The following is a 14,649-nucleotide window of genomic DNA, read 5'->3' on the forward strand; positions in this document are numbered from 1 at the left end:
AACGACGCCGGAGGTGGCCAGTGCCGCAGGTCGACACGCACTGCCCGTACTGCGCGCTGCAGTGCGGGATGCGCCTCGACGGCGTCCGCGTGACGCCGCGGGACTTCCCGGTCAACGCCGGGGGCCTGTGCCAGAAGGGCTGGACGGCCGGCGAGCTCCTGACGTCGCCGAGGCGCCTGACCAGCCCGATGGTGCGCGAGAACGGCGTCCTCGAGCCCGTCGGCTGGGACTTCGCCCTCGACTTCGTCGCGCGGAAGCTGCGGGAACTCCAGGAAGCACACGGCCCGGACGCCGTCGCGGTCTTCGGCGGCGGGGGGCTGACCAACGAAAAGGCCTACCTGCTCGGCAAGTTCGCCCGCGTCGCGCTCGGGACGTCGCAGATCGACTACAACGGCCGGTTCTGCATGTCCTCGGCCGCCGCCGCGGGGAGCAAGGCGTTCGGCGCCGATCGCGGGATGCCGTTCCCCGTCACCGATCTGGGCGACGCCGACGTCGTGCTGCTCGCCGGGGCCAACCCGGCCGAGACGATGCCGCCGTTCACCCAGCACCTGCGGGGCGCCGACCTGATCGTCGTCGACCCGCGGCGGACGCCGACGGCCGAGCTCGCGAGCCTGCACCTCGCGCCCGCGCCCGGTACCGATCTCGCGCTGGCGTTGGGCATCCTGCACGCCGTCGTCGCCGACGGTCACCTCGACCAGTCCTATGTGGACCGGCGCACGAACGGCTTCGACGCGATGTGGCGGATCGCCGCGTCCTGGTGGCCCGAACGCGCCGAGCGGATCACCGGCGTCTCGGCCGCCGACATGCGCCTGGCCGCCGCGAAGCTCGCCGGCGCCCGCAACGCGTACATCCTCACCGCGCGCGGCACCGAGCAGCACGCCACCGGCACCGCGACCGTCGGCGGCTGGATCAACCTCGCCCTCTCGCTGGGCCTGCCCGGCCGCGCGGGCTCCGGCTACGGCTGCCTCACCGGCCAGGGCAACGGCCAAGGCGGCCGCGAGCACGGCCAGAAGGCCGACCAGCTGCCCGGCTACCGCAAGCTCGACGACCCGGCCGCCCGCGAGTACGTCGCCGGAGTGTGGGGTGTGGACGCGGACTCACTGCCTGGACCTGGGCGTTCGGCGTCGGAACTGCTCGAAGCGCTCGGTCAGGAAGGCGGCCCGAAGGCGCTGATGGTGTTCGGCAGCAACGTCGTCGTCTCGGCGCCACGCTCCCAGCGCGTCCAAGATCGACTGTCCGCATTGGACTTGCTGGTGGTCGCGGACTTCGTGCTGTCGGAGACGGCGGCACTCGCCGACGTCGTCCTCCCGGTCACGCAATGGGCCGAAGAAGACGGCACGCTCACCAACCTCGAAGGCCGCATCCTGCTGCGGCGTAAAGCAATCGACCCGCCGCCAGGAGTCAGGTCCGATTTGGACGTCCTCAACGGACTCGCCGAACGGCTCGGCCAGCCCGAAGGACGCTTCCCGGCCGACGCCGAGACGGCGTTCGACGAGCTGCGGATCGCGTCCAAAGGTGGCATCGCCGACTACTCCGGCGTCAGCTACGACCGCCTGCGCGCCGGCGAGGCCCTGCACTGGCCGGTCCCGGCCGACGACCACCCCGGCACCCCGCGGATGTTCCTCGACGCCTTCGCCCACCCGGACGGCCGCGCGCGGTTCGTGCCCGTCGAGCACACCGGCCCGGCCGAACTGCCCGACGACGAGTTCCCGCTGCAGGCCACCACCGGCCGCGTGCTGCAGCACTACCAGTCGGGCGCGCAAACACGGTTGATCGACGAGCTGAACGACGTCGTGCCGGAGGCGTTCGTCGAAGTCCACCCGGACACCGCCAAGCGCGCCGGGCTCGAAGAGGGCGACCAGGCGCGGATCCGGTCCCGTCGCGGCGAGACGACGGCGAAGGTGCGGTTCGTGCCGTCGCTGCGGCCCGACCTGGTCTTCGTGCCGTTCCACTTCCCCGGCGCGCAGCGCGCGAACCTGTTCACCAACCCGGCGCTCGACCCGGTCAGCCGGATGCCGGAGTTCAAGGTGTGCGCCGTGTTGCTGTCTACTGTGGATGGTGTGGCGTGAGCGCCCGGGACGTCGTGATCGCCGGCTACGGCATGGCCGGGGCCCGGCTGGCCGACGAGATCCGCCGCCGCGACCCGGCCGCCGAGCGCGTCCGGCTGACCGTGCTCGGCGCCGAGCGGCACGCGGCCTACAACCGGGTGCTGCTCTCGGCCGTCGTCGCCGGTGGGATGAGCCCGGCGAGCGTCCGGCTGCACGACGACGACTGGGCCGCGCGGACGCACGTCGACCTCCGCCTCGGCGTCGCGGCCGCGAGGATCGACCGCGGCAAGCGCCGCGTCGAACTGACCGACGGGTCCACAGTGGACTACGACGCACTGGTGCTCGCGACCGGCGCCAACCCGTGGATCCCGCCGGTCGAAGGCCTCGGACCCGGTGTCGTCACCTTCAGGACGCTGGACGACTGCGCCGAGATCCTCGACGCCGCCCGCTTCGGCGCGCCGGTCGCGGTGCTCGGCGGCGGCCTGCTCGGCCTGGAAGCCGCCCGCGGCCTCGCCGGGCGCGGCAACCAGGTGACCGTCGTGCACCCGAACCGCCACGTCATGGAACGCCAGCTCGACCCGGTCGCCGGGCACGTGCTGGCCCGGCAGCTCACCGGCATGGGCGTCACCTTCCGGTTCGGCGCGACCGCCGCCCGCTACCTGCCCGGCGACGGCCTCAAGCTCGACGACGGCAGCTTCGTCCCGGCCGACCTGGTCGTGGTCGCCGCCGGGGTCCGCGCCGAGACGAGCCTCGCCGAGGACGCCGGGCTCGACGTCGACCGCGGCGTCGTCGTGGACGACGTCCTGCGCACCAGCGACGGCCGGATCCACGCGCTCGGCGACTGCGCCCGCCACCCCGGCGCCCCGGCCGGGCTGATCCAGCCGGCGTGGGAGCAGGCCGAGGTGCTGGCCGACGTCCTGACCGGTACGAACGCCGCCGCGCGCTACCGCGGCACGACCGCCGTCACCCGGCTCAAAGCGCGTGGCATCGACCTCGCCGCGCTGGGCGAGACCCAGGTCGAGGCCACCGACGACGACGCCGAGGTGCTGACGTTCACCGACCCGGCCGGCGGGCGGTACGGCAAGCTCGTCGTCCGCGAAAACCGCGTCACCGGCGCGATCCTGCTCGGCCTGCCCGACGCGGCCGCGTCGATCACCCAGTACCACGACCGCGGGACGCCGCTGCCGGACGACCGGCTCGCGGTGCTGCTCGGCCGGGCCCTGCCGGCCGGTGCCGGGCAGGCGGCCAGCCCGGCCGAGCTGCCGGCGACGGCCGTGATCTGCCGCTGCAACAACGTCACCAAGGCCCGGCTGATCGACGCCTGGAAGGCCGGCGCCACCGAGACTCCCGCACTGGCGCGGGCCACGCGGGCCACCACGGGCTGCGGCGGGTGCACCGACACCGTCGGCGCCGTCGCGAGCTGGCTCGCCGCGCAATGACCCCCCGACTTCGGAACGAGGAGAACGTGATGGCCCACCGAGGGAAGCACTGGATCGAGCACTGGGAACCGGAAGACGAGACGTTCTGGGAGGAGACCGGAAAGCAGGTCGCCCGTCGCAACCTCTGGTTCTCCGTGCTGGCCGAGCACATCGGCTTCTCCGTCTGGACACTGTGGTCGGTCATCGTCCTGTTCATGGGCAAGGACTACGGGTTCGACGCCGCCGACAAGTTCCTGCTCGTCTCGACGCCGACACTCATCGGCGGCCTGATGCGGCTGCCCTACACCTTCGCCGTCGCCAAATTCGGCGGTCGCAATTGGACGGTCGTCAGCGCGTTGCTGCTGCTGATCCCGACGATCCTGGCCGCGGTCGTGCTGCACCCGGGGACGTCGCTCGGCACGTTCCTGCTGGTGGCGGCCCTCGGTGGCGTCGGTGGCGGCAACTTCGCCTCGTCGATGACCAACATCAACACGTTCTACCCGGAGAAGCACAAGGGCTGGGCGCTCGGGCTCAACGCGGGTGGCGGCAACCTCGGCGTCGCCGCGATCCAGCTGGTCGGGCTGCTCGTGATCGGGACGGCGGGCGCGACCGCGCCGCGGATCGTGTTGTACGTCTACATCCCGCTGATCGTGATCGCCGCCGCGTGCGCGTACCGCTACATGGACAACCTCGCGACGGTCCGCGGCGACACCAAGGCGATGCGCGAGATCGTCAAGGACCGGCACACCTGGGTGATGTCGTTCCTGTACGTCGGCACGTTCGGCTCGTTCATCGGCTACAGCTTCGCCTTCGGACTGGTGCTGCAGAACCAGTTCGGCCGGACGCCGCTGCAGGCGGCCGCGGTGACGTTCCTCGGCCCGCTGCTCGGCTCGCTCTCACGCCCGGCCGGAGGGTGGCTGTCCGACCGGATCGGCGGCGGCAAGGTCACCTTCGCGACGTTCGTCGGGATGGCCCTCGCGACGGTCGTGCTGATCCTGGCGTCGACGTCGAAGTCCCTGACGCTGTTCACGATCGCGTTCATCGTCCTGTTCGTCCTCACCGGCGTCGGCAACGGGTCGACGTACAAGATGATCCCGGCGATCTTCCGCGCGAAGGCCCGTACGGCGATCGCGAACGGCGCCGAGGAGGCGGCCGAACTGCTCAAGGCACGACGGCGGTCCGGCGCGCTGATCGGCCTGGCCGGCGCGATCGGCGCGGAAGGCGGGCTGTTCATCAACCTCGCCTTCCGGCAGTCGTTCGCCGACGCCAAGAGCGGCGTGCCCGCGTTCGTCGGGTTCCTGGTCTTCTACGGGCTGTGCTTTGCCGTCACCTGGGCGGTTTACCTGCGCAAGCCCGCCGAACAGCCGAGTGAGCGCGGTCGGGCGCTCGCGGGAGCGGAGGTCTGAGATGCCCACCCTGGTCGTCGCCGGACACGGCATGGTCGCGCACCGGCTGGTGGAGGCGGTGCGCACCGCCGACAGCGCCGGGAAGTGGCGGATCGTCGTCCTGGCCGAGGAGCCGCGCCCGGCGTACGACCGGGTGGCCCTGACGTCCTATGTGGACGGCTGGAATCCCGCGTCGCTCGCGTTGCCCGGCTCGGACTACGCAGGTGACTCCCTTGTGGACCTGCGGCTGGGCGAGCTGGTCACCTCGGTGGACCGCGCCGCTCGCACGGTCACCACCGCGTCCGGCGCCACGGTCTCGTACGACGCGCTGGTGCTGGCCACCGGCTCGCGGCCGTTCGTGCCGCCGGTGCCCGGCCACGACCTGCCCGGCTGCTTCGTTTACCGGACCATCGAAGACCTGGACGCGATCCGCGCGGCGGCTCTGCGCCCGGGCCGCGGCCGGCGTGCGGCGGTCGTCATCGGCGGTGGCCTGCTCGGCCTGGAAGCCGCGAAGGCGTTGCGGGACATGGGACTCTCGCCGCACGTCGTCGAGATGGCGCCGCGGTTGATGCCGCTGCAGGTGGACGAAGGTGGCGGCTCGCTGCTGCGGCGGCTCATCACCGGGCTGGACGTGACCGTCCACACGGGAACGTCGACCGACGCGATCGAGGCCGACGGTTCGCGGCTGGTGGCCCGGCTCGGCAACGGGACCGAGCTGGACGTCGACCTGGTCGTGTTCTCGGCGGGTGTCCGGCCGCGGGACGATCTCGCACGGCAGTCCGGATTGGACGTTGGACCCCGCGGCGGTGTGCTGGTTGATTCTTCTTGTCGTACGGGCGATCCCTCGGTGTACGCGATCGGCGAGTGCGCCGCGGTCGAGGGACGTGTCTACGGCATCGTGGCGCCCGGGTACGCGATGGCCGAGATCGTCGCCGCCCAGCTGACCGGCGGGTCCGGGACGTTCCCGGAGCCCGACACGTCGACCAAGCTCAAGCTGATGGGTGTCGACGTCGCCTCCTTCGGCGACGCGCACGCGACGACCGAGGGCGCTTTGGAAGTCGCCGTCAACGACGCGGTCGCCGGGACGTACAAGAAGCTCGTGGTCACCGACGACGGCAAGACCCTGCTCGGCGGCGTGCTGGTCGGCGACGCGGCGGAGTACAACACCCTGCGGGCGCTGGTCGGCCGTCCGCTGCCCGCGGAGCCTTCCGCGATCCTCGCCCCGGCCGGTGGCGGTGCGGCGGTCGGTGTCGACGCGCTGCCGGACGCGGCGCAGATCTGTTCGTGCAACGCCGTTTCCAAGGGCGCGATCACGCGGGCGGTCCACGAGGACGGCTGCGACACCGTAGGCAAGCTCAAGGCGTGCACCCGCGCCGGGACGTCGTGCGGCTCCTGCGTCCCGCTGCTCGGCCGGCTGCTGACCGCGGCCGGCGTCGAGCAGTCGAAGGCGCTGTGTGAGCACTTCGGACAGTCGCGCGCGGAGCTGTTCGAGATCGTCCGGGCCACCCGGATCTCGACGTTCAGCGAGGTCATCGCGCGCTACGGCACGGGTACCGGTTGCGCGGTCTGCAAGCCCGCGGTGGCGTCCATCCTCGCGACGCTGGGCAGCGGGCACGTGCTCGGTGGCGAGCAGCTGACGTTGCAGGACACCAACGACCGGTTCCTCGCGAACATCCAGCGCAACGGCACGTACTCCGTCGTCCCGCGGATCCCCGGCGGCGAGATCACGCCGGACAAGCTGATCACGATCGGCGAGGTGGCGAAGGAGTTCGGGCTGTACACCAAGATCACCGGCGGACAGCGGATCGACTTGTTCGGAGCCACTGTGGACCAATTGCCGCTGATCTGGCGGCGGCTGGTGGACGCCGGGTTCGAGTCCGGGCACGCGTACGGCAAGGCGCTGCGGACGGTGAAGTCGTGCGTCGGGTCGACGTGGTGCCGCTACGGCGTGCAGGACAGCGTCGGGCTGGCGATCGAGCTGGAGCTGCGGTACCGCGGGCTGCGGTCGCCGCACAAGCTGAAGTCGGCGGTGTCCGGGTGCGCGCGTGAGTGTGCGGAGGCGCGGAGCAAGGACTTCGGGATCATCGCCACGGACAACGGCTGGAACCTCTACGTCGGCGGCAATGGCGGTACCACACCGCGCCACGCCGAGCTGCTGGTGTCCGATGTGGACACATTGACGCTGATCCGGACCATCGACCGGTTCCTGATGTTCTACGTGCGCACGGCCGATCGGCTGCAGCGGACGGCACCGTGGATCGAGGAATTGGAAGGCGGGCTCGACCACCTGCGCGCGGTGATCGTCGACGACTCGCTCGGCATCTGCGAGGACCTCGACGCGGCGATGGTCAAGCACGTCGACAACTACGCCGACGAGTGGCGCGGCGTGCTGGAGGATCCGGAGAAACTGGCGCGGTTCACGTCGTTCGTCAACGCGCCGGGGACGCCGGACCCGGCCATCTCGTTCCGGTCCGAGCGGGAGCAGAAGGTGCCGGTCATGCTGGGTGTCCCGGAGGTGCGGCGATGACGACGTCTCTCGAACGGACGTGGACGGCGGTGTGCCCGGTGGACGCGGTGCCGGAGAACTCCGGGGTCGCGGCGCTGCTCGGCGACGGCGTCCAGGTGGCGATCTTCCGGCTGCCCGGTGCGCGGTGGTACGCACTGTCCAATTGGGACCCGTGCAGTGGCGCGGCGGTGCTTTCACGGGGAATCGTCGGGGACGCCGGCGGGATGCCGGTGGTCGCGTCGCCGGTCTACAAAGAACGGTTTGTGCTCCACAGTGGACAGTGTCTGGACGCCGCGGGGGTCTCGGTGCCGGTGTACGAGGTGCGCGTGCGAGAGGGCGTGGTCGAAGTGGAGTCGCCGTGACGGAAGTGCTCCCGCTGGCCGGTTTTGTCATCGGCATCACCGCGGCGCGCCGGGCGGACGAGCTCGGCGCGCTGCTGGTGCGCAAGGGGGCGGGCGTCCGGTACGGCCCGGCGATCCGGATCGTGCCGCTGACCGACGACACCGAGCTGCGCGCGGCGACCGCGCGGCTGCTCGACGCGCGGGTGGACGCGGTGGTGGCGACGACCGGCATCGGCTTCCGCGGCTGGCTGGAGGCGGCCGAAGGCTGGGGCCTGGGGGAGGCGCTGGTCGCGCGCCTCTCGACGTCGTCGCTGCTGGCGCGCGGCCCGAAGGTGACGGGCGCGATCCGCGCGGCGGGGCTGTCGGAGGACTACTCGCCGGCGTCGGAGAGCAACGCGGAGCTGCTGCAGCACCTGCTGGCGTCCGGAGTTTCCGGCCGGCGGATCGCGGTCCAGCTGCACGGCGAGCCGCTGCCGTACTTCGTGGACACGCTGCGCACGGCGGGGGCGGAGGTCATCGAGATCTCGGTGTACCGCTGGGTCGGCCCGGTCGACCCGGGCCCGGTGGACCGCCTGCTGGACGGCGTCTTGGAGGGCTCGATCCACGCACTGCCGTTCACGAGCGCGCCCGCTGTTGCTTCGTTGCTGGCGCTGGCCCGCCGCACGGGCCGCCTTCCCGGCTTGGTCTCGGCGCTTTCGGGCCCGGTGGTGGCGGCCTGCGTGGGCCCGATCACGGCGGGCCCGCTGGCGGCATTAGGAGTGCCGACGGTGCAGCCGCACCGCGCGCGGATCGGCGCGCTGGCGCGGACGCTCGCGGAGACGCTGGTGGCACGTTCCCCCAGGTTGCAGGCGGGCGGGCAGTGTCTCGAACTCCGCGGCGAGGCCGCGATCGTGGACGGCGAGTGGTGCGAGGTGGCACCGGCACCGATGGCACTGCTGCGGGCATTGGCGGCGTCCCCGGGCCGGGTGATCTCGCGCCGCGAGCTGATCGCGGCCTTACCGAGCGGCGGCGAGGAACACGCGGTGGAGACAGCGATCGGCCGCCTGCGAACGTCACTGGGCGGCGGCCGGGTGGTCCAGACGGTGGTGAAGCGCGGCTACCGCCTGGCGGTGGACGCCTGAGCTGCCGCGGCTGGGTCGTGAGTGTTTAGAAGGGTTAGAACCCTCCTAAACACTCACGACCGGTGCTGGTGGGGCGTGGGGGAGCGCCGGTGCGGCGACGTTGGCTGCCGCGGCTGGGTCGTGAGTGGGAAACAGTGTTAGAACACTGTTTCCCACTCACGACACGGACCAGGTGACGTCGTGTTTCTCGAACCCGCGGGCCGTCGCGACCAGCGCGGCTTCCGCTTCGGCCGCTTCCCGGGCCGCCGGGCGTAGGGGGTCGAACGCCGTCAGGGTGAACGTCAGCTTCGACCCGCTCGACCTTGTGCGCCACGTGCCCGCGATGTCGCCCTCGGCCAGGAGGACTCCAGGGTTGCCCAGCATCTTCCAGACTTCCTTGCGCCGCGCCGGGTCCGGGACCAGCAGGGCCTTGTCGCGCGCCTGGATGAACGGGTCCCACGGTGGCAGCAGCCGCACGACGTCGGGCTCCGGCGGGTTCTCCAGGGCCGGCAGCCGCGCTGCGGGCAGGTACCGGACCTTGCCCTCCACGTCGACCTCGGCCAGGTCGGACGGCCACGTCCGGTCCACGACCGCCCGGGACGTCCCGACGAACTCCGCCGCGTCGCCCGGGGACGCCGGGCCGTTGAGCCGCAGGTACGACGTGACCACCGACGTCGCCGCCGCGGAGTCTGGTGTCGTGCGCATGCGGCCGCGGCCTTCGAGGGGGGCCAGGGTCGCCGGGGTGGCGCCCGCGACCAGGCGGATGCCGCCCAACGGGGTCGCGATGCGCATCAGCTGCTCGTGGATGTGCGTCGCGTTGCACCCTCGGCACCAGCGGGAGAACTCCGGCGGCACGAGCTTCGTGACCGCCGTCGAGACCGCGCCTTTGGTCATCTCCGCAGTGACAACCTTCCGGAGGGCGGCCGCCGCCGTGAAGACCACCTCCGACGCCGCCACGCCCGTCGCCGCCAGTTCCTTGCGTTGCCACAGCATCCTCGCCAGCGCGTCCGCGTCGTCCAGCGGGATCAGCGCGCGCGTCGCCTCGGCGAGGTCGGTGCGGAGGTGGTAGTGCGGCGCGCCGCGCAACGTCCAGGCCAGTACCAGGCGGTCGTCGTCCACAAGGGACACCGGACCGTCGAGCCGGGCCACCGCGGCCAGCAGCGCGGTGTCGCGCACGCTGTCCTGCAGCCCGGCCCGGACGACGGCGAGATCCGCGACGTCCGTCGAACCACGGTGCAAGCCGTGCTCGGCGATGCGGTAGGCGAGTACCTGGCGACGGTCCACGTGCGACTCCTCCTAGAGGCTGTACTCGAAGGTGTACCCCATTTTCTCCTCGCCCATCGCGCCGCCGACCGTGCCGGTGCCGGTGAGCCCGGTCAGCGCGCCCGTGCCCGAGCCGGGGACCACGCTGAACGTCGACGCGATGCCCTTGGCGTCGAACGTGAACTCGTGCCGCACGATGAACGTCCCTTCTCGACCGTCGACCTTGCCGTCGACACGCTCGAGGCTCGGCGACGTCGTCGAGCCGCTGTCGTAACCCTCGCCCGCGTAGTACAGCAGCAGGTCGCAGACCGATTCACCCTCGATGACCCCCTCGTACGCCATCGACGCGTGCGCGTACGCCACCCGCGGCCCGTTCCCGGAGCCGCTGACGACGTTCTCTTCCCAGTTCTTCATGGTGAATGCGTTCATGGAAGACAGTCTGCCGGTCATACCTGTCAGCTTGTGTCAGGTATTTCGGTCATACTGGTGTTCATGCGCGCCAGCCGCCTCCTGTCCGTCCTCCTGCTGCTGCAGAACCGCGGCCGGATGACGGCGGAAGAGCTGGCCGAGGAGCTGGAGGTCTCGGTGCGCACGGTCTACCGGGACATCGACGCGCTCTCGGCGTCCGGCGTCCCGGTGTACGCCGACCGCGGCCGGACCGGCGGGTACCGCCTGGTCGACGGCTACCGGACGCGGCTCACCGGGATGACCGAGGAGGAGGCGCAGTCGCTGTCGCTGGCCGGGCTGCCGGTCGCCGCGGCCGAGCTGGGCCTCGGCACGGTCCTCGCGGCCGCCCAGCTCAAGCTGTACGCCGCGCTGCCGCAGGAGCTGCGTGACCGCGCCGGCCGCGTCGCCGAGCGGTTCTACCTGGACGTTCCCGGCTGGCACCGGGGCATCGAAAGCCTGCCGACGCTGGCCGCGGTCGCCGACGCCGTGTGGTCGTCGCACCGGATCCGGATCCGCTACGAACGCTGGGGGCAGCGGGTCGTCGAGCGGGACCTCGAGCCGCTGGGGCTGATCCTCAAAGCCGGGAACTGGTACCTCGCCGGGCGCTGCGAGGGCAGTGACCGGACGTACCGGATCTCGCGGATCCAGGAGCTGACCGACCTCGGTGAGGAGTTCGAGCGGCCGGCCGGCTTCGACCTCGCGGCGTACTGGCAGGAGTGGTCCGAGCAGTTCGAACGGCGGATGTACCCGCGCGTCGCCGTGGTGCGGCTGTCGCCGCGGGCGCAGGCTCTCGTACCGTTCTACGCGGGCTCCGTCGGGGCCCGGGCCCTGCGCGAGTGCCCGAACGAGCCGGCCGCGGACGGCTGGCTCACCATGGAGCTGCCGGTGGAGCCGGGCGAGCCGGCCATCGGCGAGCTGCTGCGCTTCGGGCCGCACCTGGAGGTCCTCGAGCCCGCGGACCTGCGGGCGCAGCTGGCGGCGGCGATCGAGGGGATGGGCGCGATCTATGGGTGAGCTGAGCGGGGTCGCGATCGGCGTCACGGCCGAACGGCGGGCCGACGACTTCATCGAGGCCCTCGAACGCTACGGCGCCGACGTCCGCCACGCCCCGACGATCACCATCGTCCCCCTGGACGCCGACCCCGACCTGCGCGCGGGCACCGAAGCGCTGCTGGCGTCCCCCGTCGGCTTCACGGCGATCACGACCGGCGCGGGCTTCCGCGGCTGGCTGGCCGCCGCCGACGGCTGGGGCCTGCGCGACCGGTTGCTGACGGCGCTGGGGGAGTCCCGGATCTACGCGCGCGGCCCGAAGGCCGTGGGCGCGCTGCGCGGCGCCGGGCTGCGAGAGTCCTTCTCCGCCGCTTCGGAGTCCAACGCGGAACTCTTCGGGACCCTCGCTTCGGCGGGGCTGGCGGGCGAGCGCGTAGCCGTCCAGCTGCACGGGACGCCGCTGCCGGAGCACACGTCGGCCCTGGAACAGGCGGGTGCGCGGCTGGTCGCGGTCCAGCCGTACCGCTGGTACTCGCCGCCGGACGTCACCCCGGTGCACGCCCTGATCGACGCGGCGATCGCGGGGGAGCTCGGCGCGATCGCGTTCACCAGCGCCCCCGCGGCGGCGAACTTCCTGACGCTGGCCCAGGACTACGGCCGCTACGACGAGCTGCTGACGGCGTTGCGCGGCCCGGTGGTGTGCGCGTGCGTCGGCCCGGTGACGGCGGCGCCCCTCGAAGAAGCCGGGGTGCGCACGCGGCAACCGGACCGGCAGCGCCTGGGAGCGCTGGTGAAACTCCTGGTCACGACGCTCAGGGTGTAGCTGTCAACCGACTTGACGGCTTTCGGCCCGAGTTGTCCACATCGCGCCCGGCCATCCACAGATTCGCTGCGTCACCCATCCGGGATGGGGTGGGCCGATAGACTGGAGCAGGGCACGCCCCCCTGGGTGTGGCGGGGGAGTTTTGGTTGGCGGCGACGGGCAAAGCGCTGTCCTCAGTGGCATTGGTGGGGCGGCTGGTCCGGCGCCGTTGTGACGCCGAGGTCGTCGGAGCGGCCGGCCGCGAGCCGTGGCCACTGGGCGATGGGCCGGCCCGGCCCCGGTGTCCACGTGGGTGCGCCGGTGTCGGTCCGGACGTTCGTGCGGTCCTGTGGCCAGCCGTCCGGTGAGTCCTCCCAGGGCTCCTGGCGGCCGAAAACCGTCAGGTCCATCAGCGCGTAGCTGTAGTCCATCGCTTCCACCCCACGGCGTTTCGTCCAGTACGTCTCGAAGACGCGGTCGCCGTCGCGCAGGTAGCAGACCAGGTGGAACAGGCCGGCCTCGCGCCCGGCCAGCAGCGTGTCGAGCGACGGCTGCGCCGAGTACCAGGGCATGTGCCAGTCCATGAAGCCGCGGTAGCGCAGGCTTTCGGCGTACGACGTCCCGGCGTCGGCCGGGCCGGTGGAAACGTTGCGGCCCTGGGAGAACACCGCGTACGTGATGTCTCGGGAGTGCAGGTTGGCGAGTTCGGCGACCTGGTTGGTGTAGAACGTGCAGCCCTCGCACTGCTCCGCCGCGGGCCGGCCCGGGTTCCACATGAAGTAGTAGGCGATCAGCTGACGGCGTCCTTCGAACGCGTCCAGCAGCGTGACCGGCCCGTCCGGGCCGAGCAGCTCGAGGGTGGCGTCCACCTCGACCATGGGCAGCCGGCGGCGGGCCGCGGCGATCGCGTCGCCTTCGTGGGTGTGGGTCTTTTCCCTGGTGCGCAAGACATCCAGCTCGGCCTGGAACGTCTCGCGGTCGACGATGGTCATCAGGACTCCTTCAGCTTGGCGGTGAGCAGGACGACGCTCGCCAGGGTGACGACCACCGCCACGCCCAGCGCGAGGTGGATGCCGGTCAGCTCGGCGGTCTGCGTCGCGGCGACGGCGCTGAGGACCGGGATGCCGACGGTGATGCCGACCTGCTGCGTCATCGACGTCAGCCCGGTGGCCAGGCCCTGCTCCTCGTCGGGCAGCCCGGACGTCGCGGTCACGGTGTACGCCACGATCGCGGCGACGTGCCCGAAGAACCCGATGAACAGGGCAGGCAGCAGGATCAGCAGGGCACCGCGGCCGGGGCCGAGGAACAGCAGCGGCACGGTCGCCAGCGCCTCGACGGTCAGCCCGGCGGTCAGCAGGACGCGGCTGCCGAAGCGGCCGATCGCGCGCCCGGCGAGCACGCCCGCGGCCACCGACGCCAGGCCCGGCACGCCGAAGACCAGGCCGGTCGCCCACGGCGAAAGCCCCAGGATCCGCTGCAGGTAGAGGGTCGTCAGGAAGATCACCGCGGGTTCCACCGCGAACAGCACCAGCCCGGCGAAGTTGCCCCACTTGACCGTGCGGCGGGCGAGGATCCGCGGCGGCACGAGCGGCGCGGGCGAGCGCTGTTCGATCAGCCAGAAGGCGGCCAGCAGCACCACACCGACGGCGGCGGCGAGCACGCTCTTGTCGATCACGGCGTAGACCAGCGCCAGCAGGCCACCGCTGACCGTCAACGCGCCGGGCAGGTCCGGTCGCGCCCGGCCGGCCACGGTCGACTCGGGGACGAGGAACGGCGTCGCGACCAGGATGGCGACGGCCACCGGGACGTTCATGAAGAACGCCGCGCGCCAGCTCAGCAGGCCGACGAGAGCGCCGCCGACCAGCGCGCCGACGGTGAAGCCGCCGGAGAGCAGGGCGCCGTTGAGGCCGAGGACGCGGTCCCGCGACCGGCCTTCGGCGAACGTCGTGGTCAGCAGCGACAACGCCGAGGGCAGCGTCATCGCGGTGGCGAAGCCCTGCAACGCGCGGGCCGTCAGCAGCAGCTCCGGCGTCGTGGCGAGGCCGCCCAGCAGCGACGCCGCGGCCAGCAGGGCCATGCCGGACCGGAACAGCCGCCGGCGGCCGAACAGGTCCCCGAGGCCGCCGCAGACCAGGGTGAAGCCGGCGGCGGGCAGGACGAACGCCGTGCTGACCCACGGCAACGACGTCAGGTCCAGCCCGACGCCCGCGCCGACCTGCGGCAACGCGACGTTCAGGATCGAGAAGTCGATCGACAGGAGGAAGCCGGCACCGAGCAGCACGGCCAGGACGGCGCGCTGTCTCGGCGTGAAACGGGCAGGGGGTAGCGCAACGACGGACATGGGGGTTC

At 72.0% G+C, this 14,649-nt stretch carries 12 protein-coding genes; 8 read left to right on the forward strand and 4 right to left on the reverse strand.

What is annotated here, in order from left to right:
- Positions 1 to 20: 20 nt before the first annotated feature.
- From OG439_RS44370 to OG439_RS44395, 6 genes are read left to right on the forward strand one after another with little or no spacing between them, the layout of a single operon-like run.
- Positions 21 to 2,069 carry a molybdopterin oxidoreductase family protein gene (locus OG439_RS44370; protein WP_326946341.1) on the forward strand — a complete coding sequence of 683 codons (2,049 nt, stop codon included), beginning with the start codon at positions 21 to 23 and terminating at the stop codon, positions 2,067 to 2,069.
- Positions 2,066 to 3,487, forward strand: a complete 1,422-nt coding sequence (locus OG439_RS44375; protein ID WP_326946342.1) for an FAD-dependent oxidoreductase — start codon at positions 2,066 to 2,068, stop codon at positions 3,485 to 3,487. Before OG439_RS44370 ends, OG439_RS44375 begins: the two co-directional genes overlap by 4 nt.
- 29 nt (positions 3,488 to 3,516) lie before the next feature.
- Positions 3,517 to 4,872, forward strand: a complete 1,356-nt coding sequence (locus tag OG439_RS44380; RefSeq protein ID WP_326946343.1) for a nitrate/nitrite transporter — start codon at positions 3,517 to 3,519, stop codon at positions 4,870 to 4,872.
- A gap of 1 nt (position 4,873) precedes the next feature.
- On the forward strand, positions 4,874 to 7,378 hold the full coding sequence (gene nirB / locus OG439_RS44385; RefSeq protein ID WP_326946344.1) for a nitrite reductase large subunit NirB: 2,505 nt from the start codon (positions 4,874 to 4,876) through the stop codon (positions 7,376 to 7,378).
- A complete protein-coding gene (gene nirD / locus OG439_RS44390) occupies positions 7,375 to 7,719 on the forward strand; it encodes a nitrite reductase small subunit NirD (protein WP_326946345.1) in 345 nt (114 codons plus the stop codon). Before nirB ends, nirD begins: the two co-directional genes overlap by 4 nt.
- On the forward strand, positions 7,716 to 8,819 hold the full coding sequence (locus OG439_RS44395) for a uroporphyrinogen-III synthase (RefSeq protein ID WP_326946346.1): 1,104 nt from the start codon (positions 7,716 to 7,718) through the stop codon (positions 8,817 to 8,819). The genes nirD and OG439_RS44395 overlap by 4 nt, the downstream gene beginning before the upstream one ends.
- 156 nt (positions 8,820 to 8,975) lie before the next feature.
- Here OG439_RS44395 and OG439_RS44400 read toward each other — a convergent pair whose 3' ends face one another.
- Entirely contained in the window at positions 8,976 to 10,082 is a 1,107-nt protein-coding gene (locus tag OG439_RS44400) for a DNA glycosylase AlkZ-like family protein (RefSeq protein ID WP_326946347.1), read from the reverse strand.
- Positions 10,083 to 10,094: 12 nt separating this feature from the next.
- On the reverse strand, positions 10,095 to 10,490 hold the full coding sequence (locus OG439_RS44405) for a DUF3224 domain-containing protein (RefSeq protein WP_326946349.1): 396 nt from the start codon (positions 10,488 to 10,490) through the stop codon (positions 10,095 to 10,097).
- Positions 10,491 to 10,553: 63 nt separating this feature from the next.
- Between OG439_RS44405 and OG439_RS44410 the strand changes: the two genes are divergently transcribed.
- Together OG439_RS44410 and OG439_RS44415 are read left to right on the forward strand one after the other, a co-directional pair.
- Positions 10,554 to 11,522 carry a helix-turn-helix transcriptional regulator gene (locus tag OG439_RS44410; protein ID WP_326946350.1) on the forward strand — a complete coding sequence of 323 codons (969 nt, stop codon included), beginning with the start codon at positions 10,554 to 10,556 and terminating at the stop codon, positions 11,520 to 11,522.
- Positions 11,515 to 12,321, forward strand: a complete 807-nt coding sequence (locus OG439_RS44415) for a uroporphyrinogen-III synthase (protein WP_326946351.1) — start codon at positions 11,515 to 11,517, stop codon at positions 12,319 to 12,321. The genes OG439_RS44410 and OG439_RS44415 overlap by 8 nt, the downstream gene beginning before the upstream one ends.
- A 173-nt stretch (positions 12,322 to 12,494) precedes the next feature.
- Here the strand turns inward: OG439_RS44415 and OG439_RS44420 are convergent, their stop codons facing one another.
- Both OG439_RS44420 and OG439_RS44425 read right to left on the reverse strand, forming a co-directional pair.
- Complete coding sequence (locus tag OG439_RS44420) at positions 12,495 to 13,292, reverse strand: DUF899 family protein (RefSeq protein ID WP_326946352.1); 798 nt, start codon at positions 13,290 to 13,292, stop codon at positions 12,495 to 12,497.
- Positions 13,292 to 14,641, reverse strand: a complete 1,350-nt coding sequence (locus tag OG439_RS44425; RefSeq protein WP_326946353.1) for an MFS transporter — start codon at positions 14,639 to 14,641, stop codon at positions 13,292 to 13,294. The genes OG439_RS44420 and OG439_RS44425 overlap by 1 nt, the downstream gene beginning before the upstream one ends.
- Positions 14,642 to 14,649: the final 8 nt, after the last annotated feature.

The sequence above is a fragment of the Amycolatopsis sp. NBC_01307 genome (assembly GCF_035975215.1).
Classification (GTDB): Bacteria; Actinomycetota; Actinomycetes; order Mycobacteriales; family Pseudonocardiaceae; genus Amycolatopsis.